This window comes from Actinophytocola oryzae, assembly GCF_004364325.1.
GTDB lineage: Bacteria > Actinomycetota > Actinomycetes > Mycobacteriales > Pseudonocardiaceae > Actinophytocola > Actinophytocola oryzae.
In genome coordinates, this window is record NZ_SOCP01000023.1 from 60,623 (window position 1) to 85,965 (window position 25,343).

Consider the following 25,343-nt stretch of genomic DNA (forward strand, 5'->3'; position numbering starts at 1 on the left):
TGGGGGGCGAGCCGGGCTCGCCCCCCATTCGCGTGTCAGTTGCGGGACGCGGCCGTGCGGAACCACTGGACGGCGATGACCACGATCGCCACCACCGAGATGATCAGGCCGATGCCGGGCGCGGAGCCGGACGACTGGCGCGACCAGATGGCCAGCAGGCCGTCCACGCAGGCGAACCAGCCGCCTGCCGCGCCGACCCAGGCGAAGACCCAGCGACGCGTGGTCAGGGCGAGTGCCGACGCCACGACCCCGAACAGCACCGACGTGCCCGCGAACAGCCGGGGCACCATCGACGCCTTGCCCGTCTCGGCACCGATCAGCACCTCGAGGCCCGACGAGCCGTTCATCCACGGCAGGACGAGTCCCACCAGCAGCACGAACACGGCGACCGCGATCACCAGGCCCCTGGTGCCCAGCTCGACCGTGCGCGACGCACGCCTGCCGACCTCGTTGATCTCGTCCCGCAGCTCCGGGGAGCCCGGCTCCGAGTCGTGCCCCGTCATATGACCGCGCATCCGCCCACCGGTTCGCTCGTGGCCGAGGGCGGGCCGAACGACGGCAGCCCGAGGCCGACGCCGGACGTCCGTGGCCGGAGGCCCTCCTCGTGGTTGTCGCCCGCACGGGTCCTGCGGTGGGACAGCAGTTCGCCGTCGGCCACCAGGTGGTGCGGGGCGCCGTAGGTGATCACCGTCTCGACGACGTCGCCGGGACGGATGCGGGCGGTGCCCGGCGCGAAGTGCACGAGGCGGCCGTCCCTGGCGCGACCGGACATCCGCATCGTGTCGGCGTCCTTGCGGCCCTCGCCCGTGGACACGAGCAGCTCGACCGTGCTGTCGACCAACGCCCTGTTGGCCGCCCAGGACACCTCCTCCTGCACGGCGATCAGCCGTTCGAAGCGGTTCTGCACGACCTCCTTCGACAGCTGGTCCGGCAGGGTCGCGGCGGGCGTGCCGGGCCGCCTGGAGTACTGGAACGTGAAGGCCGACGAGAACCTGGCCGCCCGCACGACGTTCAGGGTCTCCTCGAAGTCCTCTTCGGTCTCGCCGGGGAAGCCGACGATGATGTCCGTGGTGATCGCCGCGTCCGGCATCGCGGCACGCACCTCGTCGATGATCGACAGGTAGCGCTGCTGGCGGTAGGACCGCCGCATCGCCTTCAGCACACGGTCCGAACCGGACTGCAGCGGCATGTGCAGCTGGTGGCACACGTTCGGCGTCTCGGCCATCGCGGCGATCACGTCCGAGGTGAAGTCCTTGGGGTGCGGCGAGGTGAACCGCACGCGCTCGAGGCCGTCGATGTCGCCACACGCACGCAGGAGCTTGCCGAACGCGTACCGGTCGCCGAACTCGACGCCGTAGGAGTTCACGTTCTGGCCGAGCAGTGTGACCTCGATGACACCCTCGGCAACCAGCGCGGACACCTCGGCGAGCACGTCACCGGGCCTGCGGTCCTTCTCCTTGCCACGCAAGGACGGCACGATGCAGAACGTGCAGGTGTTGTTGCACCCCACCGACACCGACACCCAGCCGGAGTACGCGGAGTCCCGGCGGGCGGGCAGCGTCGACGGGAACGTGTCGAGGGACTCCAGGATCTCGACCTGGGCCTCCTCGTTGTGCCGGGCGCGTTCCAGCAGCACCGGCAGCGCGCCGATGTTGTGGGTGCCGAACACGACGTCCACCCACGGCGCCCGCCTGACGATGTCGCCGCGGTCCTTCTGCGCGAGACAGCCGCCGACGGCGATCTGCATGCCGGGGTTGGCGAGCTTCGCCGGCCGCAGGTGCCCGAGGTTGCCGTACAGCTTGTTGTCCGCGTTCTCGCGGACGGCGCACGTGTTCAGCACGACGACATCCGGCGTGCCGTCACCGTCGACCGGCGCGTAACCAGCGTCCTCGAGCAGGCCGGCCAGCCGCTCGGAGTCGTGCACGTTCATCTGGCAGCCGAACGTGCGCACCTGGTAAGTACGAGTGCTCATCTCAGCCACCGAGGGTACGCGTGACCGCATTGAGACCTTGGGAGTGGTCAAACAGGCATGAACTTCATGTCCAGTGGGGGTAGGTTTCGCCCATTACCGGGCCAGTAGTCTCAAACGCCTGGTGTGACACGCCCACGTTGGAGGATTGATGACCGAAGCGGCCGCCGACGCGCCGATGATCCGCATGGTCGAGGTCGACAAGTTCTTCGGGCAGCTGCACGTGCTCAAGAACATCAACCTCGAGGTGCCTCGCGGGCAGGTCGTGGTCGTGCTCGGACCGTCCGGTTCCGGCAAGTCCACACTGTGCCGGTCGATCAACCGTCTCGAGCCGATCAACTCCGGCGTCATCGAGATCGACGGCAAGCCGCTTCCTGCCGAGGGCAAGGAGCTCGCGAACCTGCGGGCGAACGTCGGCATGGTGTTCCAGTCCTTCAACCTCTTCGCGCACAAGACGATCGTGGACAACGTGATGCTCGCCCCGCTCAAGGTCCGCAAGACCGCGCAGGCCGAGGCGAAGCGGACCGCGATGGAGCTGCTCGAACGGGTGGGCATCGCCAACCAGGCACAGAAGTACCCGGCCCAGCTCTCCGGCGGCCAGCAGCAACGTGCCGCGATCGCCCGAGCCCTCGCCATGAAGCCGAAGGTCATGCTCTTCGACGAGCCGACCTCCGCGCTGGACCCGGAGATGATCAACGAGGTGCTCGACGTCATGACCACCCTCGCCAAGGAGGGCATGACGATGCTGGTCGTCACCCACGAGATGGGTTTCGCGCGCAACGCGGCGCACCGGGTGGTGTTCATGGCCGACGGCGAGATCGTCGAGGACTCGACACCGCAGGAGTTCTTCTCCGCGCCGAAGTCCAACCGGGCGAAGGACTTCCTAGGAAAGATCCTCACTCACTGAGGGACCGTTGTCGCGGCGTGGCCAGTCCTCGTCGCCTGACCACAAGAGCAGGAGCAGTAGCAATGAGGGTTCGTTCCCTGGCGATCGGACTGCTGGTCGGCGGCCTCGCCCTGACCGCTTGCGGCAAGGAGGGCACGCCGGCCGGGTCGGACGTCACCGAGGGCCCGTCCACGACCCAGAAGGTGGCTTCGGACGTCAAGCTCGACGGCTCCCCGACGTTCGACCGGATGACCCAGAACAAGAAGGTCGTCATCGGCGTCAAGGAGGACCAGCCGGGCCTCGGCTACAAGGACCCGACCACCGGCAAGTACTCCGGCTTCGACATCGAGATCGCACGCCTGGTCGCCGCGAAGCTCGGCTTCGGCGAGGACCAGATCGAGTACAAGACCGTCCAGTCCGCGGGCCGCGAGGCCGCACTGGTGAACGGCGACGTCGACTACTACGTCGGCACGTACACCATCAACGACAAGCGCAAGGAGCAGATCTCCTTCGCGGGCCCGTACTTCGTCGCGGGCCAGGACCTGCTGGTGCGCGCCGACGACGACTCGATCACCAGCAAGGACACGCTGAAGGGCAAGAAGGTCTGCTCGGTGACGGGCTCGACGCCGATCCAGCGGGTGCGTGACGGGCAGCTGACCGAGCCGGGCAACATCGTCGAGTTCCAGGGCTACTCGCAGTGCGTCGACAAGCTGCTCACCAAGGAGGTCGACGCGGTCACGACCGACGACGCCATCCTGAAGGGCTTCGCGTCGCAGGACCCCGACAACCTGAAGGTCGTCGGCAAGACGTTCTCCGACGAGCCGTACGGCATCGGCCTGAACCACGACGACAAGGTCCTGCGGGATAAGGTGAACGACATCCTGCAGGGCGCCATCGACGACGGCACGTGGCAGGACATCTACGACTCCACGCTCGGCAAGTCCGGGTCCAAGGGGACGCCGCCGACGCTCGAGCGCTACTGAGTTGACCCTGATGGTGGGTGGTCACCCTTCGCGGTGGCCACCCACCTTCATTACGACAGCGGGAAGAAGGCCCGATGGACATACTGATCGACTACTGGCCGTTGTTCCGTGACGGCTTCCTGACAACGATCGAGTTGTTCCTGCTCGCCGGTGTCGCGTCACTCGTGCTCGGCACGATCCTGGCGATGCTGCGGGTCAGTCCCGTGCCGGTGTTCCGGGCGACCGGGACGCTGTACGTGACTGTCGTGCGGAACACCCCGCTGACGCTCGTGTTCCTGTTCTTCGTCTTCGCCTACCCGTACCTGGACATCGTCCCGCTGTCCTTCTTCACCGCCGCGGTCGTCGCGCTGACCGTGTACACCTCGGCGTTCATCTGCGAGGTCGTCCGGTCCGGCATCAACACGGTGCCCCTCGGCCAGGCGGAGGCGGCCCGCGCACTCGGCCTGACGTCCGGCCAGTCGCTGTCCCAGATCATCCTCCCGCAAGCGATGCGGTCGGTGGTGCCACCGCTGGTGAGCACGCTGATCGCCCTGCTGAAGAACACCACGATCGCCGCCGGGTTCTCCGTCGCCGAGGCGGGCCGGATCCGCTCGGTGCTGTCCGACGACGGTGAGAACCAGCTGGTCGGCCTGCTGTGGGTGGCGTTCGGCTTCCTCATCCTGGTGATGATCCTGACGCTGGTACAGCGGACCCTCGAGAAGCGGTGGAGCGTGGCCCGATGAACGGAGCTTGCGGAGCGGCGGAGGTGCTGGCATGAGCAATGTCCTCTTCGACATTCCTGGCCCGCGTGCTCGGGTTCGGCACCGGGTGCTGGCCGGTGTGGGGGCGCTCGTGCTCCTGGCGGTCATCGCGTACATCATCTGGCGCTTCTACGACAGCAACCAGTTCGCGGGGCGCAAGTGGGACTGGATCCAGTACAAGGTCATCCAGGAGGACCTCGCCTCCGCGGTGCTCGCCACGCTGCAGGCCTTCGCGCTCGGTGCCGTGCTTGCGCTCGCGTTCGGCGCCGTGTTCGCCGCGGGCAGGCTGTCCGACCACAAGCCGATCCGCTGGGTCGCCGCGTTCGTCGTCGAGCTGTTCCGCGCGATCCCGCTGCTGGTCCTGATCTTCCTGTTCTACTACGGCCTGCCGACCGCGGGCGTGAAGATGTCGCCGTACATGGCGGTCGTGCTCGGCCTCATGCTCTACAACGGTTCCGTGCTCGCGGAGGTGTTCCGCGCGGGCATCAACGCACTGCCGAAGGGCCAGTCCGAGGCCGCGTACGCGCTCGGCATGCGCAAGACGCAGGTCATGGTGATGATCCTGCTCCCCCAGGCACTGCGTTCGATGATGCCGACGATCATCAGCCAGCTCGTGGTGCTGCTCAAGGACACCGCGCTCGGCTTCCTCATCACCTACGAGGAGCTGCTGCGGTTCGCACAGCGCATCGGCGGCGACGGCCAGTTCGGCCGTCCGTTCGTGCCGACCGCGCTGGTCGTCGCGGCCATCTACATCGGCCTCTGCCTGCTGCTGACGTGGCTCGCGACCTACCTGCAGAAGCGGGAGCGGCGCAGCAAGAAGCACATCGCGCTCGACGACGGCGGTGAGAAGGCCAAGCAGATCGTGCTCGTCGGCGATGCCGGCGGCGGCGGTGTCTGACTTCCTGACCGCCACCCGGACGTCCTACGACCGGGTGGCGGTCGACTACGACGAGCACTTCCGCGACGGGTACAGGGACAAGCCGGTCGAGCTGTCGGTGCTGTCGCTGTTCGCCTCGGTCGTCGACGGGCCGGTGCTCGAGGTGGGTTGCGGCACCGGCCACACGACCGCCGAGCTGGTTCGCCTCGGTCTGCACGTGTCCTGCGTGGACCTGTCGCCTGGCATGGTGGCGGTGGCCAGGTCGGCACTGCCTGGGCTGGACTTCGCGGTCGGCTCGATGCTCGCGCTCCCCTACGCCGACGACTCCTTCGGTGGCGTGGTCGCGTTCTACTCGACGATCCACGTGCCGGACGACCTGCTGCCCGCCGCCATGGCCGAGCTGGCGCGGGTGCTGCGGCCCGGCGGCCACCTGCTGCTGGCCTTCCAGGTCGGCGACGAGCCGCTGCGGATGACGTCGGCGCTCGGCCACGAGGTCGCGCTGGACTTCCACCGCCGCCAACCGTCCTGGATGGCCGAGTTGCTGGCGGACGCGGGCGTACCGGTCCGGGTCCGCACGGTCCGTGAAGCCGATGCCAGTGAACGGACTCCGCACGCGATGCTGTTGGCACAGAAGCCCTGAACACACGGAAGCCGCGCCCGGGGTCCGGGCGCGGCTCCTGTGTGGACTGCTGTCAGCTACGGCTGCCGCTGCGGCGGAACAGCTTGTTGCCAAGCCACACCACCGGGTCGTACTTGCGGTCGATCACGCGCTCCTTCATGGGGATCAGCGCGTTGTCGGTGATCTTGATGTGCTCGGGGCACACCTCGGTGCAGCACTTGGTGATGTTGCAGAACCCGAGGCCGTGCTCGTCCTGCGCCTCACGCACGCGGTCGGCCTGGTCGAGGGGGTGCATGTCGAGCTCCGCGACGCGCATGAGGTAGCGCGGGCCCGCGAAGTTCTCCTTGTTCTCCTCGTGGTCACGGACGACGTGGCACGTGTTCTGGCACAGGAAGCACTCGATGCACTTGCGGAACTCCTGCGAGCGCTCGACGTCCTGCTGCTTCATCCGGAACTCGCCGAGCCCGACCTTCGGCGGCGCGAACGACGGGATCTCGCGTGCCTTCTGGTAGTTGAAGGACACGTCGGTCACGAGGTCGCGGATCACCGGGAAGGTGCGCAGCGGCGTGACGGTGATCGTCTCCTCCTCGGTGAAGGTCGACATCCGCGTCATGCACATGAGGCGCGGCATGCCGTTGATCTCCGCCGAGCACGAGCCGCACTTGCCCGCCTTGCAGTTCCACCGCACCGCGAGGTCCGGCGCCTGCGTGGCCTGCAGCCGGTGGATGATGTCGAGTACGACCTCACCCTCGTTGACCTCGACGATGTAGTCCTGGACGTCTCCGCCGTCGGCGTCGCCGCGCCAAACCTTGAAGTTGGCCTTGTAACTCACGACATCTCCTCGCCCGCTCCGTGGCGCCGGAACGCTCCGCAGGCTCCGCTACACCGGCGCCCTCCGCAGTCGAGGCGCTGTCCTGAATGCTGATGGTTCGCTCCGCAAGCTCCGCTCACTTGGCGCTCCTCTGGGGGTGGGCGGCCAGTTCCTCGTCGGTGAAGTACTTCTCCAGCTCCGACAGCTCGAACAGCTCGAGGAGGTCCTCCCGCATCGGCTCCTGCGGCTTCGGCGTGACCTTGGCGTGCTCGCCGTCGGCCTCGGCCTCGCAGACCAGGAGCCTGTTGCGCCAGGTGGCGTCCATGCCGGGGAAGTCGTCACGGGTGTGGCCGCCGCGGCTCTCGGTGCGGATCAGGGCCGCCTTGGCGACGCACTCGCTGACCAGCAGCATGTTGCGCAGGTCGAGCGCGAGGTGCCAGCCGGGGTTGAACTCCCGGCGCCCCTCGACCGCGATGCCCTTCGCACGCTGCTTGAGCTCCGCGAGCTTGCCCAGCGCCTGCTGGACCTCCTCTTCCTTGCGGATGATGCCGACGAGGTCGTTCATCGACTGCTGCAGCTCGGCGTGGATCGTGTACGGGTTCTCGGCCTGCCCGCTGTCCGGCCAGTCGAACGGGTTCGTCGCCCGCGCGGCCGCGGCATCCACATCGGACTCGGAGATCTTCGGGCGCTGGTCGAGCGAGTCGATGTAGTTCGTGGCGCCCAGCCCGGCCCGGCGGCCGAACACGATCAGGTCGGAGAGCGAGTTGCCACCGAGGCGGTTGGAGCCGTGCATGCCGCCCGCGACCTCACCGGCCGCGAACAGGCCCGGCACGACCGACGAAGCGGTGTCCGGGTCGACCTCGACGCCACCCATGACGTAGTGGCAGGTCGGCCCGACTTCCATCGGCTGCGCCGTGATGTCCACATCGGCCAGTTCCTTGAACTGGTGGTACATCGACGGCAGGCGGCGACGGATCTCCTCGGCGGGCAGGCGGCTCGCGATGTCCAGGAACACGCCGCCGTGCGGTGAGCCGCGCCCCTCCTTGACCTCGGAGTTGATCGCGCGGGCGACCTCGTCGCGGGGCAGCAGGTCGGGCGTGCGACGGTTGTTGTCCTGGTCGTTGTACCAGCCGTCGGCCTCCTGCTCGGTCTCCGCGTACTGGCCCTTGAAGACGTCCGGGACGTACCCGAACATGAACCGGTCGCCCTTGGAGTTCTTGAGCACGCCGCCGTCGCCGCGGACACCCTCGGTGACGAGGATGCCCTTGACCGACGGTGGCCAGACCATGCCGGTCGGGTGGAACTGGACGAACTCCATGTTGATGAGCGTCGCGCCGGCGCGCAGTGCGAGCGCGTGCCCGTCGCCGGTGTACTCCCAGGAGTTCGAGGTGACCTTGAAGGACTTGCCGATGCCGCCGGTCGCCAGCACGATGGCGGGCGCCTCGAACACCACGAACTTGCCGGAGTCGCGCCAGTAGGCGAAGGCACCGGCGACGCGGTCGCCGTCCTTGATCAGCTCGGTGACCGTGCACTCGGCGAAGACCCTGAGCTTGGCCTCGTAGTCGCCGAACTCCGCGTAGTCCTCCTGCTGGAGCGACACGATCTTCTGCTGCATCGTGCGGATCATCTCGAGGCCGGTGCGGTCCCCGACGTGCGCGAGGCGGGGGTAGGTGTGCCCGCCGAAGTTGCGCTGGCTGATCTTGCCGTCCTTGGTGCGGTCGAACAGCGCACCGTAGGTCTCCAGCTCCCAGACCCGCTCGGGGGCCTCCTTGGCGTGGAGCTCGGCCATCCGCCAGTTGTTGAGGAACTTCCCACCACGCATGGTGTCGCGGAAGTGGACCTGCCAGTTGTCCTTCTCGTTGACGTTGCCCATCGAGGCGGCGCACCCGCCCTCGGCCATGACCGTGTGGGCCTTGCCGAACAGCGACTTCGAGATGATGGCGGTCCGCTTGCCCTGCTGGCGTGCCTCGATGGCGGCGCGGAGCCCGGCACCACCCGCACCGATGACGATGACGTCGTAGTCGAAGCGATCGACCTGAACCTGAACCATGAGTCCTTCTAAGCCTTAGTTGAAGATACGCAGATCGGTGATCCAGCCGGCGGAGACCGACATGATGTACGCGTCGGTGAGGATGACCGTGAACAGCGAGGTCATGGCCAACTGCCCGTGCCGGGGGTTGAGCTTCGACACGAACGTCCAGTAGCGGTAGCGCAGCGGGTGGTCGGAGAAGCTCTTCAGCTTGCCGCCCATGATGTGCCGGCAGGCGTGGCAGGAGGCCGTGTAGCCGAGCAGTGCCACGAGGTTGATCAGGATGATGATCGTGCCGAGCCCCATGCCGATGCCGCCGTCCTTGCCGTGGAAGGCGAGAACCGCGTCGTAGACGTTGATGAGCGCGAAGATGCAGGCACCGTAGAAGAAGTAGCGGTGCGAGTTCATCAGCACCAGCGGGAAGCGCCGCTCACCGGAGTACTTGCCACGGGGCTCGGGCACCGCACAGGCGGAGGGCGAGAGGAAGAACGACCGGTAGTAGGTCTTCCGGTAGTAGTAGCAGGTGGCCCGGAACCCGGCGAGAATGACGAACGAGATGATCGCCATCGGCAGCCAGATGGGGAACTCGGGCAGCGGCGTACCGAAGTGACTGGAGCCGGGCACACACGACGCGCTCAGGCACGGCGAGTAGATCGGCGTGAGGTAGTGCTCCTCACCGGCCCAGTAATACTTGTTCATGAAGATACGTATCGTCGCGTAGACGACGAAGAACGCCAGCACCGCGCCCATGCTCAGCGGCCAGGCCCACCAACGGTCCTTCCGATACGTACGCTCGGAGATTTGCGCCCGGCCGGGGGCTGCGACGCCAGCCTTCATTGTTTGTCCTCGACTCCAGACCGTATTGATTGTCAGAGACTAACGGTGATCCGTGCCAGTGGCGGCGTTCCGCGTATCACACCGTGGGCGATGGGTCGTCATCGTCGCCACCCTGCTGCGGTCCACTCACCTCCGCCGCCACCCCACTGAGCGGAGGCGGCGCCGAGCCGCCAACTGTGCCGTCGGTGGCAAGAGGAGAAGTACCACACGCTGGGAAAGCGCCGGTCGGCGCCCTGCACGGAAGGTGGCGTGGGGCACGTCCTGCCAGGAACGATGCCACCGGCCCTCAGGCCCCGACCCCGGCGACCACACCCCGCCCATTCGCGTCCGGCAGTGATCACCCCACAGGCAAAAGTCCCGACAGGAAGCCAATTCCCACCAGGTTCATCGATTAAGAAGAGGGTCTGTATACAGAATACAACCACCCAGGAAGAGGCGGGAGAACATGGCGGAAATCACGCCACCAACGCACGGACCGCGCCCATTGCCAAGCGACACGCCACCACAAGCCCCAACCTCCACCCGAAGGAGCCCACAGCGAAGGGACGTTGCGATTGCGTGAACGTTTCCAACCACACGCGCATCCGAGGACCGACCAGGATCAGAACGTCTCGTCGAGCAGAGAAGTCCGAACCTCGTCCTTCACCACCCGGTAGGCCAGCCCCTCGGAGTACCCCTTCCGAGCAAGCATGCCGACAAGCTTGCGGACCTTTGTGGCCTCATCGGCATCCCCAAGTGAGCGCAACCGCTTGCGCACAAGCAACCGAGCCCGCTCCTCCTCGGCCTCGGAGTCCACGTTCGCCAACGCCTCGGCAGCAGACTCCTCAGCCACCCCCTTCCGACGAAGCTCAACGGCCAAAGCACGCCGACTGAGCCCCTGGAAGTTGTGCCGCGACCGAACCCACACCTCGGCAAAGGCAGCGTCGTCAACCAGCCCAACCTCGTCGAGACGACTGAGCACCCGCTCAGCAACGTCGTCCTCGACCCCCTTACGAGCCAGGGCCTGCCCCAACTCGACCCGGGTCCGGGGCCGAGCAGTCAACAACCGCAGACAGATGTCCTTGGCCTGCTGAACAGGATCCACCGCCCCAGAAGACCCCGCACGACCAACCGAGCCACCAGATGCCCCAACCCCACCCGAAGCATCCGACCGCCCCTCATACTTCCCCGCCCCCCGCCCACGCCGCCCCCCACGACCACGACCAGCCGCCTCCGACGACCGAGCCTCCCCAACCCAGCCCTCAGCCAACCCACTGCCTTCCCCGGCAGGCCCCCCACCAGACCCCGCCGACCCGTCACCCCCGACAGACATCAACCCTCCCCAAATCGACTAAACGACGAAACAGACCGAAGGGCCTAGCAAGGGCCAAAGTGTGCGACCCAACCCAACCCCTGTCCCCGGAGACCAGGCGAAGGACTGAAGGCGCGCAACCCAACCCAACCCCTCTACCGAACTCACCCAGACCAGGCAAAAAGGCTGATGCGCGCGACCCAACCCAACCCCCTGCCGATCCCGCGGAGACCAGGCAAAAGGACTGAAGCGCGCGGCCCTACCCAACCACCTGCGGAGACCAGGCAAAAGGCAGAAGCGCGCGACCCAACCGAGCCCTCTGCACAACCCATCGCCTGCCGAGACCAGGCAAAGGCGCAAGCGCGCAGCCCCAACCCAACCCGCCGACCAGGCAAAGGGCTCACGCCGCGCACCCCAAACCGAGCCCTCTGCCAACCCCGTCGCCCCCACCCCGGCCCCCGCCCCCGGCCCCCCGGCCGGCAAAGACCAAACCACCTAGAAGTCGACAGGCGCAGGAGCAGGCTCAGCCGCCTCAGCGTCCAACTTGGCACCGATGCCGAGCTTGTCCTTGATCCGCTTCTCGATCTCGTTGGCGACATCCGGGTTGTCACGGAGGAACTTGCGAGCGTTCTCCTTACCCTGCCCCAGCTGATCCCCCTCGTACGTGTACCAGGCGCCGGACTTGCGCAGAATGCCCTGCTCAACCCCCATGTCAATAAGCGACCCCTCCCGAGAGACGCCCTTGCCATACAGAATGTCGAACTCAGCCTGCTTGAACGGCGGCGCGACCTTGTTCTTGACGACCTTCACCCGAGTCCGGTTACCAACCGCCTCGCCACCGTCCTTCAACGTCTCGATACGACGGACGTCGAGCCGCACCGAGGCGTAGAACTTCAGCGCCTTGCCACCGGTGGTGGTCTCCGGCGACCCGAACATGACGCCGATCTTCTCGCGGAGCTGGTTGATGAAGATGGCCGTCGTGCCGGAGTTGTTCAGCGCACCAGCGATCTTGCGCAGCGCCTGGCTCATCAGACGCGCCTGGAGACCGACGTGGCTGTCACCCATCTCGCCCTCGATCTCGGCGCGGGGCACGAGTGCCGCCACGGAGTCGATGACCAGGATGTCGAGCGCGCCGGAGCGGATCAGCATGTCCGCGATCTCCAGCGCCTGCTCACCGGTGTCCGGCTGGGACACCAGCAACGCGTCGGTGTCGACCCCGAGGTTCTTCGCGTAGTCCGGGTCGAGCGCGTGCTCCGCGTCGATGAACGCCGCGATGCCGCCCGCCTTCTGCGCGTTGGCCACCGCGTGCAGGGCGAGCGACGTCTTACCCGACGACTCGGGGCCGAAGATCTCCACGACCCTGCCGCGCGGCAGACCGCCGATGCCCAGGGCCACGTCCAGGGCGATGGACCCGGTCGGGATGACCTCGATCGGCGCCCGCGTCTCGTCGCCGAGACGCATGACCGATCCCTTGCCGAAGTTCTTGTCGATCTGGGCGAGGGCGAGGTCCAACGCCTTCGCGCGATCGGGAGCTGCTGCCATCAGAGATCCACCTTGGTTGTTTTTAGACCGCTTTGCACTCACGTCGGCGACGGTAGCGGCAAGCACCGACAATTCCGGTCCGAGCGGGCCGGGCTGTGGATAACTCACCCTGCTGTGGACAGGGACATTACCCGAACGGATGTTCGACCCCGCACCGACACGCCGCAAGGCTAGCGCCGCTCCGGTGGGACCTCGAACGCCTCGCACACCGCACGCCAGATCTCCTTCGGCTCCAACCCGGCGTCGAGTGCCTGGTCGACCGTGCGGCCGCCGAGGGAGCTGAACACGTGGTCACGTGCCAGCATGTCGGCCCGGACCTCGCCGAACTCGTTGGACATGAGCTTGCGGAACACCGTGATACGCATCGGGGACCAGCCTACGAGCCGGCCGGGATCTGGGAGAATCCGGCCATGGACCTCGAACCGAACGGCCTGGAGTCCGCCCTGCTGGTCATCGCCAGCGTCGGCGTGCTGATCGCGGCGATCGTGACGGGGCTGATCGCCTGGCGCAACAGGCGGTGACCGGTCGGCCGCAGGCTAGGTGCCCGGCTGGACGTTCTTGGCGAAGAAGTCGCCGAGCGTGTCCGGGGTGAAGTCGTCCGCGGAACGCAGCTCGGTCCTGGTCAGCCATCCGACCAGCGGCCGGTCCTCGACGGTGAACACCAGTACGCCGGTGCCGCCGTTCACCCCGGCCCGCCAGCGCCCGTCCAGGCCGTTGCCCTTCCACTCGGCCTCGACGTGGTCGCCCTCGGTCATGTCGGACAGCTCGGTGCCCGCGAGCTTCTCCGCGTCCCGCACCGACGCCACGTGCGCGTACATCACCTGGTAGCTGTCCTGCAGCGTGCACATGACATCCGCGTTCGTGTCCTGCTCAGCAGGCTTGCAGTCACCGCTGTCGGCCACCGCCCCCGCGAGCTGGCGCAGGCACGCGGTGAAGCCCTCGCCGTCGGTGTCGCCCTTCTGCTGACAGCTCTCGGCCGTCGGCAGATCACTGTCCGGCTTGAGCAGGAACACCGCGCCGACCGCGAGGATCGCGAGCACGACGACCGCGGCGACGCCCAGCAGTGCCCTGCGCCTGCCGGTGTTCGGCCGCGCAGGCGGCTGGGGTGGCGTGGGGAAGCCTGCCCCGAGCATCGGGTTGGGACCGGAACCCGGACCGGCGTGCAGTGGCACCGGGTTGGGACCCGTGTGCGGCACCGGGTTCGGACCGGTCTGGGGCATGGGCCCCATCGGCGTCTGCGGGCGGAACCCACCGGTCGGCTGCGCCTGCGCGGGACCCATGTTGGCCGTGCGCAGGCTGACGCCCTCCGGCGTGATGTGGTGCGCGCCGAGTGCGACGGCCGTCTCGGGCTGGTCGAGGCTCGACGGGACGACGCCGAGCTGCTCCGCGATGAGCGTCGCGATCAGCGGGATGCGGCTGGAGCCGCCGACGAGGTAGACACCCGCGAGCCGGTCGGGGGTGATGCCGGTGGACCGGATGGTCGCCGCGAGCAGCTCGACGCTGCGCAGCATGCTCGGCCGGATCAGCGCCTCCAGCTCGATGCGCGTGACCAGGACGTCCTCGAACGGCTCCGGCAGCGGCACCTCGGTCTGCGGATGGCGTGACAGGGCCTCCTTGGCGGCCCTGACGTCCTCGGCCATGGCCCGGCGCGCGCGGCGGTCCGCGGTGGACTCGGGACGCAGGATGCGCTGCCAGCGGCTGGGGTCGCGGATCGACACCTGGCGGCCGACGTGCTCCAGGAGCGCCTGGTCCACGTCCAGGCCGCCGAGGTCGGGCAGCCCGGCCTCGGCGAGGACGGCGTACCCGGTCTGGGTGGCCGCGACGATGGCGACGTCGAACGTGCCCGCGCCGAGGTCGTACACCGCGAGGGCCTGCCCTGGCAGGAGCTGCTGTCCCGGGAAGGACGCGAAGTGCGCGGCGGCCGCGACCGGCTCCGGCACGAGGACGAGGTTGGTGCCCATCCCGGCGAGGCGCGCGGCGGCCAGGAGGACGTTGCGCCGCACCGGCCCCCACTGCGCGGGATGGGTCAGGCGCACCTCGTCCGGCTTGGCGCCGCCGAGCTGGCGGGACGTCTCGTCGGCGACGCGGCGCAGCACGGCCGAGAGCGCCTCGGTGACCGGCACGACCACGTCGCCGAGCAGCAGTGTGCCCTCGTCGACGCGGCGTTTCGGGTTCGGCTCGAAACGGGCCGGGTCGAGCCGGGCGCGGCGCTCGGCGTCGCGGCCGACCACGAGGTTGCCGTCGTCGTCGGCGAAGAGCGCCGACGGCATCGTGGCGGACCCGTCCACCTCGACCACCCGTGGCGGTCGCCCGTGCGCGGACAGCACTGCGACGGTGTTGGACGTACCGAGGTCAACCGACAGGACGGCCACGAATCTCCCCTCGCGCTGGCTGGTCACGAAGATGCTGCCATGTCCTGGCGTCCTGTGTGCCCGGACCCGCGATACTCGCCCCGCCGTTTACGCGCCGCCGTCGCCGCCCGGCTTGACGTGCTGGTCGAAGTAGTCGATCAGGTCGTCGAGGTTGTCCGAGCCGCTGATGTCGATCTTGATGAGGATGCCGGCCACTGGTGAGTCGTCGACCGCGAACACCAGCATGCCGCTGCCGCTCACGATCTCGATCGCGGTGTAGGCGCCCTGCATCCCGTCGCCGTCCCAGTCGCCCTTCTTCGGGTCGCCACCCGAGGCGCTCGTGCCCTCCAGCTGCTTCGTGACGCTGTCGACGTACTGCTTCGCGGTGTCGACGCCGGACTGCGGGCTGCCGTCCGCCTTGTCACTGCCGCCGAAGTGCATGTACATGACCGAGTAGGTCGAGTCGATCGTGCAGGTGGAGGTCGTGGCGCCAGGGGTGTCGATCGACTGGCCGCCCGCGTTCGCGCCGGACTTGCAGTCGTTGTTCTCCGCGACCGCGCCGGCGACCTTGCGCATGCACTCGCTCATGCCCTTGCTGTCCGCCGTGCGGTCCGAGCAGTCCGTGCCTGCCACGGTGCCCGCGCCCGAGTCGCCCGACGTCGCGATGATGATGCTGACCACGGCGACCACCACGATCGCGACGACGGCCGTGGCGATGTACCAGCCCTTGTTCGACGATCCGTTCGGCCGCTGCTGCGCCGGGAACTGCGGTAACGGCCCGATCGGCGACGGCTGGCCCGCCAGGGCAGGCACCGGCGTGCTCGGCGGCCCCTGCACGCGCTGTGGGCCGCTGTTGGGGAACGGGTTCTGTGCGGGCGTCCCCTGCGTCGGCGGCGGGGGCGGGTTGTACCCACCGGAGCGTGGCGTCACCATCTGCCTGGTGCGCTGGACGTCCTCGATCGTGTTGCTGATGTCGCTGGTGCGCAGCGTGATGCCCTCCTGGGGCACGTGGTGCGCGCCGAGGGCCACGGCCGTCTCCGGCTGGTCCAGCGAGGTCGGCACGACCCGCATGTTCTCGGCGATGAGCGTCGCGATCAGCGGGATGCGGCTGGAGCCGCCGACGAGGTAGATGCCGACGAGGCGGTCCGGCGTCATGCCGGTCGACCGGATGGTGCCCGCCAGCAGCTCGACGCTGCGCAGCATGCCCGGCCGGATCAACGCCTCCAGCTCGACGCGCGTGACCAGCACGTCGTCGAACGGCTCCGGCAGCGGCACCTCGGTCTGCGGGTGTCGCGACAGCGACTCCTTGGCCGCCTTCACGTCCTCGCGCAGCGCGCGCTGAGCACGGCGGTCACCGGTTGACACCGGGCGCAGGAGGCTCTGCCAGCGGCCGGGGTCGCGGACGGACACCTGACGGCCGACGTGCTCGAGCAGCGCCTGGTCCACGTCGAGGCCGCCGAGGTCGGGCAGCCCGGCCTCCGCGAGCACCACGAACCCGTTCTGGGTGGCGCCGACGATGGCGACGTCGAAGGTGCCCGCGCCCAGGTCGTACACGGCGAGTGCCTTGCCGGGGGCGAGGCTCTGTCCGGGGAAGGACGCGAAGTGGGCCGCCGCGGCCACCGGCTCCGGCAGCAGCACGAGGTTCGAGCCGGCGCCGGCCTGCCGCGCCGCGGACAGCAGTACGTTGCGGCGCACCGGCCCCCACTGCGCGGGGTGGGTCAGGCGCACCTCGTCCGGTCTCTTGCCGCCGAGCTGTCGTGAGGTCTCGTCGATCACACGCCGCAGCACACCGGCGAGCGCGTCGGTCACGGGGACGACCTGGTCGCCGAGCAGCAGCGTGCCCTCGTCGACACGGCGCTTCGGGTTCGGCTCGAAACGTGCCGGGTCGAGCCGGGCCCGGCGCTCGGCATCCCGCCCGACCACGAGGTTCCCGTCCTCGGCGGCGAACACGGCCGACGGCATCATCGAAGCGCCGTCCACGTCCACCACCCGAGGCGGCCTGCCGTGTGCGGACAGCACGGCAACCGTGTTGGACGTGCCGAGATCCACCGACAGGACGTTCACGACTCTCCCCTCGTCGCCTTGCTGAGAGGAGATGCTGCCAGAACGCCCCGACACTGTGGGACGGGTCCCGCAGATCCACGCCCCCCGTGATCGACGCGCTACCGACCGTCAGGCTCGACGAAACCGCCCCTGACCTGGTCAAACGGAAATTGTCGGTGCCCGGGTTCATCATGGTCCCGTGAGTTCCGACGTGCTCGACCTCTTCTCACCGGCGACCAGGCAGTGGTTCACCGGCGCTTTCGCCATGCCCACCGAGGCCCAGACCGGCGCGTGGCAGGCAGCGGCGGCGGGCGAGCACGCGTTGGTCGTGGCACCCACGGGCTCCGGCAAGACACTCGCGGCGTTCCTCTGGGCGCTGGACCGGTTGGCGACGCGCCCGAAGCCCGCGGAACGCACGTCGCGCTGCCGTGTGCTGTACGTGTCGCCGCTCAAGGCACTGGCCGTCGACGTGCAGCGCAACCTGCGCGCGCCGCTCGCGGGCATCAGCCAGGCCGCAAGACGGCTCGGCGATCCCGACCCCGGCATCACGGTCGGCATGCGAACCGGTGACACCCCCGCCGACGAACGAAGGTCGTTCCAGCGCACCCCGCCGGACATCCTGGTGACGACCCCGGAGTCACTGTTCCTGCTGCTGACGTCCGCCGCGCGGGAGTCGCTGCGCGGAGTCGAGACGGTGATCGTCGACGAGGTGCACGCCGTCGCGGGCACCAAACGCGGCGCGCACCTCGCCGTGTCGCTCGAACGGCTCGACGCGCTGCTGCCCCGGCCCGCACAACGCATCGGGCTGTCCGCGACGGTCCGGCCGATCGATGAGGTCAGTTCGTTCCTGGCGGGTGGCCGACCGGTCTCGATCGTGGCACCCAAGATCGGCAAGACCATCGAGATGACGGTCGTGGTCCCGGTCGAGGACATGACCGAGCTGGACGGGCCACCGCCGGTCGAGGGTCCGCTCACGCCCGACCCGGACCTCGACCTGGAGCTGCCGGGCGGCCTCGGCACGTTGGAGGAGATGACCGGGCCCGTCGGCGGCACGCGGCGACCGTCGATCTGGCCCGCGGTGGAGGAGCGGGTGCTGGAGCTGGTGCGTCGGCACCGGTCCACGATCGTGTTCACCAACTCCCGGCGCCTGGCCGAGCGGCTGACGTCGAGGCTCAACGAGCTGGCGGCCGACCAGCCCGTCTACCCGGCGGACGTCGGCCACTTCCCCGCCAGCGCCATCGCGGGGTCGGGCTGGGGAGCCGGGGTGGCGGCACCGACCGTGGCAAGGGCGCACCACGGCTCGATGTCGCGTGAGCAGCGGACGTCGGTGGAGGAGGCGCTCAAGTCGGGGCAGCTGCCGTGCGTGGTGGCCACGTCGTCGCTGGAGCTGGGCATCGACATGGGCGCGGTCGACCTCGTCATCCAGATCGAGGCACCACCGTCGGTCGCGTCCGGCATGCAGCGCATCGGCCGGGCAGGCCACCAGGTCGGCGCGGTGTCGCGTGGCGTCATGTTCCCGAAGTTCCGCGGCGACCTGGTGTCGTGCGCGGTGGTCGCGGAACGCATGGCCGAGGGCGCCATCGAGGCCATGCGGTACCCGCGCAACCCGCTCGACGTGCTGGCGCAGCACGTCGTGGCGATGGTGGCGCTGGAGCCGTGGTCGCTGACGGACCTGGCCGCACTGGTGCGTCGGGCGGCCCCGTTCGCGGCCCTGCCCGAGTCGGCACTGCACTCGGTGCTGGACATGCTGGCGGGCCGGTACCCGTCGGAGGAGTTCGGCGAGCTGCGGCCAAGGGTGACGTGGGACAGGGTCAACGGCGAGCTGCGGGGACGCCCCGGCTCGCAACGGCTCGCGGTCACCTCCGGCGGCACGATCCCCGACCGGGGGCTCTACACGGTGATGACACCCGCGTCCGAGGGCGGCTCCGGCTCGCGGGTCGGCGAGCTGGACGAAGAGATGGTCTACGAGTCGCGGGTGGGCGACACGTTCCTGCTCGGCACGTCGGCATGGCGGATCGAGGACATCACCGCGGACCGCGTCATCGCCGTGCCCGCGCCTGGTGAACCGGCACGGATGCCGTTCTGGAAGGGCGACGCGCCGGGCCGTCCGCTCGAACTGGGCCGCGCGCTGGGGAAGTTCCTGCGCGAGGTGTCGAGCATGCCGGAGGACAAGGCGCTGGCCAGGGCCACGGCGGCCGGGCTGGACGCGTTCGCGGCAGGCAACCTGCTCGCGTACCTGAACGAGCAGAAGGAGGCGACCAGGCACGTCCCCGACGACCGGACGCTGCTGATCGAGCGGTACCGCGACGAGCTGGGCGACTGGCGGATGGTCGTGCACTCGCCGTTCGGGGCGCAGGTCAACGCACCGTGGGCGCTCGCGATCGGCGCACGGCTGCGTGAGCGGCGCGGGGTCGAGGCCCGGGTCGCGCACTCCGACGACGGCATCGTGATCCAGCTGCCGGACACCGTGGACGACGAGGGCGCGGACGTGGTGGCCTCCGCGGAGGACGTGCTGCTCGAACCGGACGAGGTCGAGCAGATCGTGGTGGCCGAGGTCAGCGGCTCGGCGTTGTTCGCGTCGCGGTTCCGGGAGTGCGCGGCACGGTCGCTCCTGTTGCCACGGCGCGATCCACGCAAGCGAACGCCGTTGTGGCGGCAGCGGCAGCGGGCGTCGCAGCTGCTGGCGGTGGCGGCCAAGTACGAGCAGTTCCCCGTGGTGTTGGAGGCCATGCGGGAGTGCCTGCAGGACGTGTACGACCTCGCCGGGCTGCGGTCGCTGATGTCCGAGGTGCGGTCGCGGAAGATGCGGGTCGTCGAGGTGGCGACGCAGTCCCCGTCGCCGTTCGCGCGCGGGATGATGTTCGGCTACACGGCGATGTTCCTGTACGACGCGGACGCGCCGCTGGCGGAACGGCGAGCCGCGGCACTGTCGCTGGACTCGTCGCTCCTGGCCGAGCTGCTGGGGTCGGAGGCGATCCGGGAGCTGCTCGACCCGGAGGTGCTCGACGAGATCGAGCATTCGCTGCAACGGCTCGACCCCGCACGGCACGCCAGACACGCGGAGGACGCGGCGGACCTGTTGCGGTTCCTGGGAGATCTCTCGCCTGCGGAGGCGGCGCTGCGCGGGGTGGAGCCGGGTTGGCTCGACGAGCTGGAGCGGCAGCGACGGGTGATCCGGGTGCGCATCGCGGGTGCGGACCGGTACGTGATCATCGAGGACGCGGGAAGGATGCGGGACGCACTCGGGGTCGCGTTGCCGGTCGGCGTGCCAGAGGCGTTCACGGAGCCGGTGGACGACCCACTGGGTGACCTGCTCTCCCGCTACGCGAGGACACACGGCCCGTTCCAGGCCGCAGAGGTGGCGACGAGGTTCGGCCTGGGTGTGGCGGTGGTGACGGGGGTACTCGACAGGATGGTCGGCACGGGCCGGCTGGTACGGGGCGAACTGCGGCCGGGCGGCACGCATGTCGAGTACTGCGACGCGGACGTGCTGCGCCGGGTCCGACGGGCGTCGCTCGCGAAGCTGCGAGCCGAGGTGGAACCGGTGGAACCCGCGGCGCTGGGCCGTTTCCTGCCGGTGTGGCACGGCGTGGGCAAACGCTTGCGCACGGCCCCGACAGCGGACGACGTGCTCTCTGTGGTGGAGCAGCTGGCAGGCGCGCCGCTGCCAGCGAGCGGGCTGGAGTCGCTGATCCTGCCGTCACGGTTGCCGGGCTACACACCGTCCCTGCTGGACGAGCTGACCACGGCGGGCGAGGTGACGTGGTGCGGCACAGGCTCACTGGCCGGCGGCGACGGCTGGATCGCCGTGGCACCAACGGATGTGGCCGACCTGCTGCTGCCGGACGTCGAGGAGGCGGTGCCGGACACGCCACTGCACGGAGCCGTACTGTCCGCGATGGACGGTGGCGCGTTGTTCTTCCGGCAGCTCGCGGACCGAGCATCGGCGGTCCTGCTGGACGGAGGTGCGCAGGCACCGTCGGACGCGGACGTGGTAGCGGCACTGTGGGATCTGGTGTGGTCGGGTTTGGTCACCAACGACACGATCGCGCCGCTGCGTGCGCTGGTGTCAGGCCGGGGTGCGGCACACAAACCACGAAGGTCGACCCCGCGTGGCCGGTACGCACGGCTGCGAGGCGCCCGCCCGGCGATGCCGAGCAGGACGGGCCCACCGACGGTAGCGGGCCGCTGGTCACTGGTGGTCCCGCGAGAGGAGGACCCGACGCGGCGGGCCCATGCCCGCGCGGAGGCGTTCCTGGAGCGCCACGGCGTACTGACCCGAGGGGCGATCGACACCGAGCGGGTGACCGGTGGCTTCAGTGGCGTGTACAAGGTGTTGCGCGCCATGGAGGAGACGGGGCAGATCGTGCGAGGCTACGTGGTGGAAGGCCTTGGGGCGTCACAGTTCGCGGCGCGGGGGGCCGTGGACCGGCTGCGCGCGCTGTCACGTTCGGACAGTCCGCAGTCGACGGACACGGAGGCGACCGTGCTGGCGGCGGCAGACCCGGCACAGCCGTACGGCGCCGCGTTACCGTGGCCCGACCCGACGGGAGACGGAAAGCACCGCCCTGCCAGGAAAGCCGGTGCGCTGGCGGTGCTCGTGGACGGTGTGCCTGCGCTCTATGTGGAGCGTGGCGGCAAGTCGCTGCTGTCGTTCACCGAGGACGACGCGGTGTTGCGCGCAGGAGCGGAAGGACTGTCGAAGGCAGTCAGGGAGGGATGGCTTGGACAGTTGGCCGTGCAGCGAGCCGATGGCGAGGTGGCGCTGACGTCGAACCTGGCGGAGGTGCTCCGGGACGCCGGGTTCCGCGCCACACCCAAGGGGTTGCGGTTGCGGGCCTGACATCTACTCCCGGCACGGACCGACCACCTGGCTCGCGGCTGCGGCCCGACCACCAGAGCGGCACCTGCGGCCCGACCACCTGGTTCGCGACCACGGCCTGGCCACCTGAGAGGAACGCGTACGCCGTCACCGCCGACGGCTCGCTCTGGGCGTGGGGCACCAACGCCAGTGGCACGCTCGGCAACGGTTCCGCCGTCGCCTACTCCCGTGTCCCGGTGCGGGTGTCCGGCCTCACCGGGGTCGTCGCGGCCGCGGGCGGCGGCATCACCGCGTTCGCGGTCAAGCGGGACGGCACCGTCTGGTCCTGGGGCTCGAACTGGCTCGGCGCCCTCGGCAACGGCAGCGACTGCGAGTGCGCGTCGAACGTGCCGGGACAGGTCGTGGACATCGGCGGCGCGGTCGACGTCGGCTCCCACGGTTACGGCGGGCTGGTGCTGGACAACGCGGGCCGGGTCTGGGGATGGGGGTCGAACCAGAACGGCGAGCTGGGCACCCAGCCGAGCGGCTCCCGGCCCCGACCGGGACTGATCCCCGGCCTGGCGGGGGTCACCGCGCTCGGCGACGGCGGGCAGGCGCTCGTGCCGCGCCCCTGAAACCCGGGGCTACTTGTCCTTCTCCAGGGCCGCCAGCCGTAGTTCCAGCTGGTCGACCCGGTGACGGAGAAGCATCACCTGTGCCTCCAGGCTGACCTCCCGTTCGGCTCGGCGTTGGATGCGTGGGGAGCGGGCCGCCCGTTCCACCACCGCGTCCAGTGGGACGAGGCGTTGCGGCCCGTTCGGCCCGTCTACCAGGCGAGACTCGATCTCGCCGTTGCGATACCACGCTCTCAGGGCCGAGCGGGACACGCCCGTCTCCTGTTCCGCCTGGGCCAGGGGCACCCACGGGGTCTCCTCCAGCTGGGCGAAGAGTTCCAGCTCGTCGCGCCAACGGGATAGGCGATCGTCCCAGTCCGACATAGCGTCACCCTATCATTGACACTGTATTGACAGGGTTGTGCGCGCCGCCGACCATCATTGACATGTTCGAGAGGTTCACCACCAACGCTCGCGCGGTCGTCATCCGCGCTCAGGAAGAGGCTCGCGACCTACAGCACGACTACATCGGGACCGAGCACATCCTCCTCGGGCTCTTCGCCATGCCCTCCAGTCTCGCGGCGCAGGCCCTGCTGCGGCTCGGGGTCACGGCGGCGGCCGTCCGGGAGGCCGTCGAGGCCGAGGTCGGACGCGGCAAAACAACGCTGGGCGGGCACATCCCGTTCACCCGGCGTGCCAAGAAGGCGCTGGAGCTTGCCCTGCGGGAGGCGTTGCAGCTCAAGCACAACTACATCGGGACCGAGCACATCCTCCTCGCGCTCGAGCGGGAGGGTGAGGGACTCGCGGCCAAGATCCTCGCCGCGCAGGTCAGTGATCTCGCCACCATTCGCGCCACCGTGCACGAGCTGCTCGGCAGTGGACAGCAGGAAGGCGCCGTCGACGCCGCGCCCAACCGCACCACCGCGGCCGACGAGGTCGTCAGTGCCGCGCAAGCGCTCGCCGGTGGTGCGCCCATGGGCAGCCACCACCTCCTGGAGGCCCTCATCCGTGCCGAGGGGAGCATGGCCGCCAAGGTCCTCAGCGATCTCGGTATCGACGCCGCCGCCATCGCCGAGAAGGTCGACGAGTTCGACACCGACGAGACCACCGACGCCACTCCCCAGGAGAGCGCCGCGCGGCGGATGGAGCTGCGTGTCGTCAGCACCGAGGGTGGCGAGGGCACCGATGAGGTGCACCTCGTCTTCCGCGACCAGGCCACCATCGGGCTCGCCAAGGCCGTTTCCGCACTCATCGACGGGCCCATCACGGGGACCGGACCCGTCGCGGGGAAGTTCGTCCCCATCTGGACGGTGACCAACGAGCTGCTGATGACCCTCCTGCAGTCGATGCGCGATCCCGTGGAGGAAGGCGCCGAGCGTGGCGGCAAGGCGGCGCTTCTCGTCCGCCGGGTGCTGCACGACCGACTGCGCAGGCGCGGTGGCGGCCAGGCCGCCGGATAGGCCATGACCGAGGGGACCGGGAGGCGCGGCCGGCACCGGCCGCGCCTCCCGCCCTCGTCACCGCTCGCGCCAGAAGGCCAGCTTGTGGTCGGTCTCGTAGTCCGTGCGGTGCACGCCGTCCAGGCCGGACGCCAGTGACAGGACGTACCGCCCGTCACGGAAGCACTGCCAGCCCGGGTCGCCGGTGCGTGCGAAGCGCGTCCAGCGGTCGATCATGGTGTTCCGCAGGTCCTCCTGCGTGGCCGGCGTCAGGTAGCGGACCGAGAACAGGTACGGCAGCTCCAGCATGTGGCTCGCGCCTGCCGGGAAGCTCGCCGAGGGCGCGCCGGGGAACCACGGTGTGTCCCGCTCGGCGAACTCGTAGGCGTACACCGGCACGTGACGGGCCAGCAGCCTGCGGCTCTCGTCGATCTGCAGCGCCCAGTTCCGGTCGGTGAGGGCGGCCGCCAACGCCTCGCTAGGCGAGCCGTGGTCGGTGAGCGGGTATCGCGCGAGCACGTCTTCCGCGGCCGCGTCGAAGTTCTCGGCCACGGCGGCCGGGTACGCGGCGGCCGTGAGCGGGGGCATGCCGGCCAGCTCGAGACCGGCCAGCCTGCCGGCCTCCTCGTCGTGGTTGCCGCCGATCAGGACGGGCACGCGGTTGAACCGGCCGGTCGCGATCGCCTCGGCCGGGCTCACGGGCAGGAGCTCGCCGCCGACGACCGGGCGGTACTCGTCGTGGCCGGCGCCGGATGCCGCGACCAGCTCGGCGGCCGTCCTGCCGCGCAGGCACGCGGCGTCGGCACAACCCAGGGCAGCGGCGAGGCCAAGGGCCTGCTGTTCCGCCTCGACCTGGTCGCGGTAACCCTGTGTGCAACCCGCGCTCTGGACGATCGCCCGGTGGAACAGCCCGGCCGAGTGGGGCGACGCGAGGTGCGCGCACACGCTGTAGCCGCCGGCGGACTGACCCATGATCGTGACGTTGTGGGGGTCGCCGCCGAAGCCGGCGATGTTGTCACGCACCCAGCGCAACGCGGCCTGCTGATCGGCGAGCCCGAGGTTGCCCGCGTCGGGGCCTAGCTCCGGGTGGGCGAGGAACCCGAACGGGCCGAGGCGGTAGTTGATCGTGACCGCGACGACGTCTCCCCTGGTCACGAGCGTGTCCGGCCGGTAGTTGGCGCCGGCGCCGTAGTTGAAGCTGCCGCCGTGGAGGTACACGAGCACCGGCCGGCGTCGACCGGGTGTGGCGGGAGTCGTGACGTTGAGCCGCAGACAGTTCTCGCTCTGGTCGGGTGGCGCCAGTGGGATGTCCATTGGTTGCGGGCACGCGGGCATCTCACCCGTTGGTGGCGCCAACGGGACGGGCCTAGGTGGATCCCAGCGTTCAGCCTGGGCATAGCGGATCCCGGTGTAGGTGCGGGTCTCGGCGGTGGGTTCGGCATCCGCGCCGAGGCTGAGCAGGCCGGCGACCGCGGTGAGCAGCAGTGGTTTGAGGTTCATGCCGGGACTGT

At 69.4% G+C, this 25,343-nt stretch carries 20 protein-coding genes; 8 read left to right on the top strand and 12 right to left on the bottom strand.

The window, feature by feature from the left end; all coding sequences use genetic code 11:
• Positions 1–35 precede the first annotated feature (35 nt).
• Complete coding sequence (locus CLV71_RS40780) at positions 36–503, bottom strand: Rv2732c family membrane protein (protein ID WP_133908303.1); 468 nt, start codon at positions 501–503, stop codon at positions 36–38.
• Positions 500–1,972: a tRNA (N6-isopentenyl adenosine(37)-C2)-methylthiotransferase MiaB gene (miaB, locus tag CLV71_RS40785; RefSeq protein ID WP_243867270.1), complete on the bottom strand. Its 1,473-nt coding sequence runs from the start codon at positions 1,970–1,972 to the stop codon at positions 500–502. Before miaB ends, CLV71_RS40780 begins: the two co-directional genes overlap by 4 nt.
• A gap of 175 nt (positions 1,973–2,147) precedes the next feature.
• On the opposite strand from miaB, the gene CLV71_RS40790 reads away from it, so the two are divergent.
• The 5 genes from CLV71_RS40790 to CLV71_RS40810 all read left to right on the top strand — a co-directional run bounded on the left by CLV71_RS40790 (position 2,148) and on the right by CLV71_RS40810 (position 6,095).
• Positions 2,148–2,876, top strand: coding sequence for an amino acid ABC transporter ATP-binding protein (locus tag CLV71_RS40790; RefSeq protein WP_166664472.1), 729 nt, complete (start codon positions 2,148–2,150; stop codon positions 2,874–2,876).
• Positions 2,877–2,938: 62 nt separating this feature from the next.
• Positions 2,939–3,838: a glutamate ABC transporter substrate-binding protein gene (locus tag CLV71_RS40795; protein ID WP_133908306.1), complete on the top strand. Its 900-nt coding sequence runs from the start codon at positions 2,939–2,941 to the stop codon at positions 3,836–3,838.
• Positions 3,839–3,912: 74 nt separating this feature from the next.
• Entirely contained in the window at positions 3,913–4,560 is a 648-nt protein-coding gene (locus CLV71_RS40800) for an amino acid ABC transporter permease (RefSeq protein WP_133908307.1), read from the top strand.
• A 31-nt stretch (positions 4,561–4,591) separates the two neighbouring features.
• The gene (locus CLV71_RS40805; protein ID WP_133908308.1) at positions 4,592–5,476 is read left to right on the top strand and encodes an amino acid ABC transporter permease; all 885 of its coding nucleotides are present in this window, start codon (positions 4,592–4,594) and stop codon (positions 5,474–5,476) included.
• On the top strand, positions 5,469–6,095 hold the full coding sequence (locus CLV71_RS40810) for a class I SAM-dependent methyltransferase (protein WP_243867272.1): 627 nt from the start codon (positions 5,469–5,471) through the stop codon (positions 6,093–6,095). The genes CLV71_RS40805 and CLV71_RS40810 overlap by 8 nt, the downstream gene beginning before the upstream one ends.
• A 52-nt stretch (positions 6,096–6,147) precedes the next feature.
• Here the strand turns inward: CLV71_RS40810 and CLV71_RS40815 are convergent, their stop codons facing one another.
• The 8 genes from CLV71_RS40815 to CLV71_RS40850 all read right to left on the bottom strand — a co-directional run bounded on the left by CLV71_RS40815 (position 6,148) and on the right by CLV71_RS40850 (position 16,999).
• Complete coding sequence (locus CLV71_RS40815) at positions 6,148–6,906, bottom strand: succinate dehydrogenase/fumarate reductase iron-sulfur subunit (protein ID WP_133908310.1); 759 nt, start codon at positions 6,904–6,906, stop codon at positions 6,148–6,150.
• A 115-nt stretch (positions 6,907–7,021) separates the two neighbouring features.
• The gene (locus CLV71_RS40820) at positions 7,022–8,935 is read right to left on the bottom strand and encodes a fumarate reductase/succinate dehydrogenase flavoprotein subunit (RefSeq protein WP_133908311.1); all 1,914 of its coding nucleotides are present in this window, start codon (positions 8,933–8,935) and stop codon (positions 7,022–7,024) included.
• Positions 8,936–8,950: 15 nt separating this feature from the next.
• On the bottom strand, positions 8,951–9,751 hold the full coding sequence (locus CLV71_RS40825) for a hypothetical protein (protein ID WP_133908312.1): 801 nt from the start codon (positions 9,749–9,751) through the stop codon (positions 8,951–8,953).
• 601 nt (positions 9,752–10,352) lie between these two features.
• Positions 10,353–10,835, bottom strand: coding sequence for a regulatory protein RecX (locus CLV71_RS40830; protein ID WP_243867274.1), 483 nt, complete (start codon positions 10,833–10,835; stop codon positions 10,353–10,355).
• Between the two features lie 702 nt (positions 10,836–11,537).
• A complete protein-coding gene (gene recA / locus CLV71_RS40835) occupies positions 11,538–12,584 on the bottom strand; it encodes a recombinase RecA (RefSeq protein WP_133908425.1) in 1,047 nt (348 codons plus the stop codon).
• Between the two features lie 170 nt (positions 12,585–12,754).
• On the bottom strand, positions 12,755–12,949 hold the full coding sequence (locus tag CLV71_RS40840; RefSeq protein WP_133908314.1) for a DUF3046 domain-containing protein: 195 nt from the start codon (positions 12,947–12,949) through the stop codon (positions 12,755–12,757).
• 171 nt (positions 12,950–13,120) lie between these two features.
• Positions 13,121–14,956 (bottom strand): Hsp70 family protein, encoded by a 1,836-nt coding sequence (locus CLV71_RS40845; RefSeq protein WP_133908315.1) that lies wholly within the window; start codon positions 14,954–14,956, stop codon positions 13,121–13,123.
• Between the two features lie 87 nt (positions 14,957–15,043).
• On the bottom strand, positions 15,044–16,999 hold the full coding sequence (locus CLV71_RS40850; protein ID WP_133908316.1) for an Hsp70 family protein: 1,956 nt from the start codon (positions 16,997–16,999) through the stop codon (positions 15,044–15,046).
• A gap of 178 nt (positions 17,000–17,177) precedes the next feature.
• On the opposite strand from CLV71_RS40850, the gene CLV71_RS49830 reads away from it, so the two are divergent.
• Positions 17,178–21,821: an ATP-dependent helicase gene (locus CLV71_RS49830; RefSeq protein WP_243867276.1), complete on the top strand. Its 4,644-nt coding sequence runs from the start codon at positions 17,178–17,180 to the stop codon at positions 21,819–21,821.
• Positions 21,822–21,859: 38 nt separating this feature from the next.
• The gene (locus CLV71_RS40860) at positions 21,860–22,414 is read left to right on the top strand and encodes an RCC1 domain-containing protein (protein ID WP_243867299.1); all 555 of its coding nucleotides are present in this window, start codon (positions 21,860–21,862) and stop codon (positions 22,412–22,414) included.
• 9 nt (positions 22,415–22,423) lie between these two features.
• On the opposite strand, the gene CLV71_RS40865 is transcribed toward CLV71_RS40860, so the two are convergent.
• On the bottom strand, positions 22,424–22,777 hold the full coding sequence (locus CLV71_RS40865; RefSeq protein ID WP_133908319.1) for an excisionase: 354 nt from the start codon (positions 22,775–22,777) through the stop codon (positions 22,424–22,426).
• A 62-nt stretch (positions 22,778–22,839) separates the two neighbouring features.
• Between CLV71_RS40865 and CLV71_RS50810 the strand changes: the two genes are divergently transcribed.
• The gene (locus CLV71_RS50810; protein WP_133908320.1) at positions 22,840–23,853 is read left to right on the top strand and encodes a Clp protease N-terminal domain-containing protein; all 1,014 of its coding nucleotides are present in this window, start codon (positions 22,840–22,842) and stop codon (positions 23,851–23,853) included.
• 57 nt (positions 23,854–23,910) lie between these two features.
• Here CLV71_RS50810 and CLV71_RS40875 read toward each other — a convergent pair whose 3' ends face one another.
• Positions 23,911–25,332, bottom strand: coding sequence for a carboxylesterase/lipase family protein (locus tag CLV71_RS40875; protein ID WP_133908321.1), 1,422 nt, complete (start codon positions 25,330–25,332; stop codon positions 23,911–23,913).
• Positions 25,333–25,343: the final 11 nt, after the last annotated feature.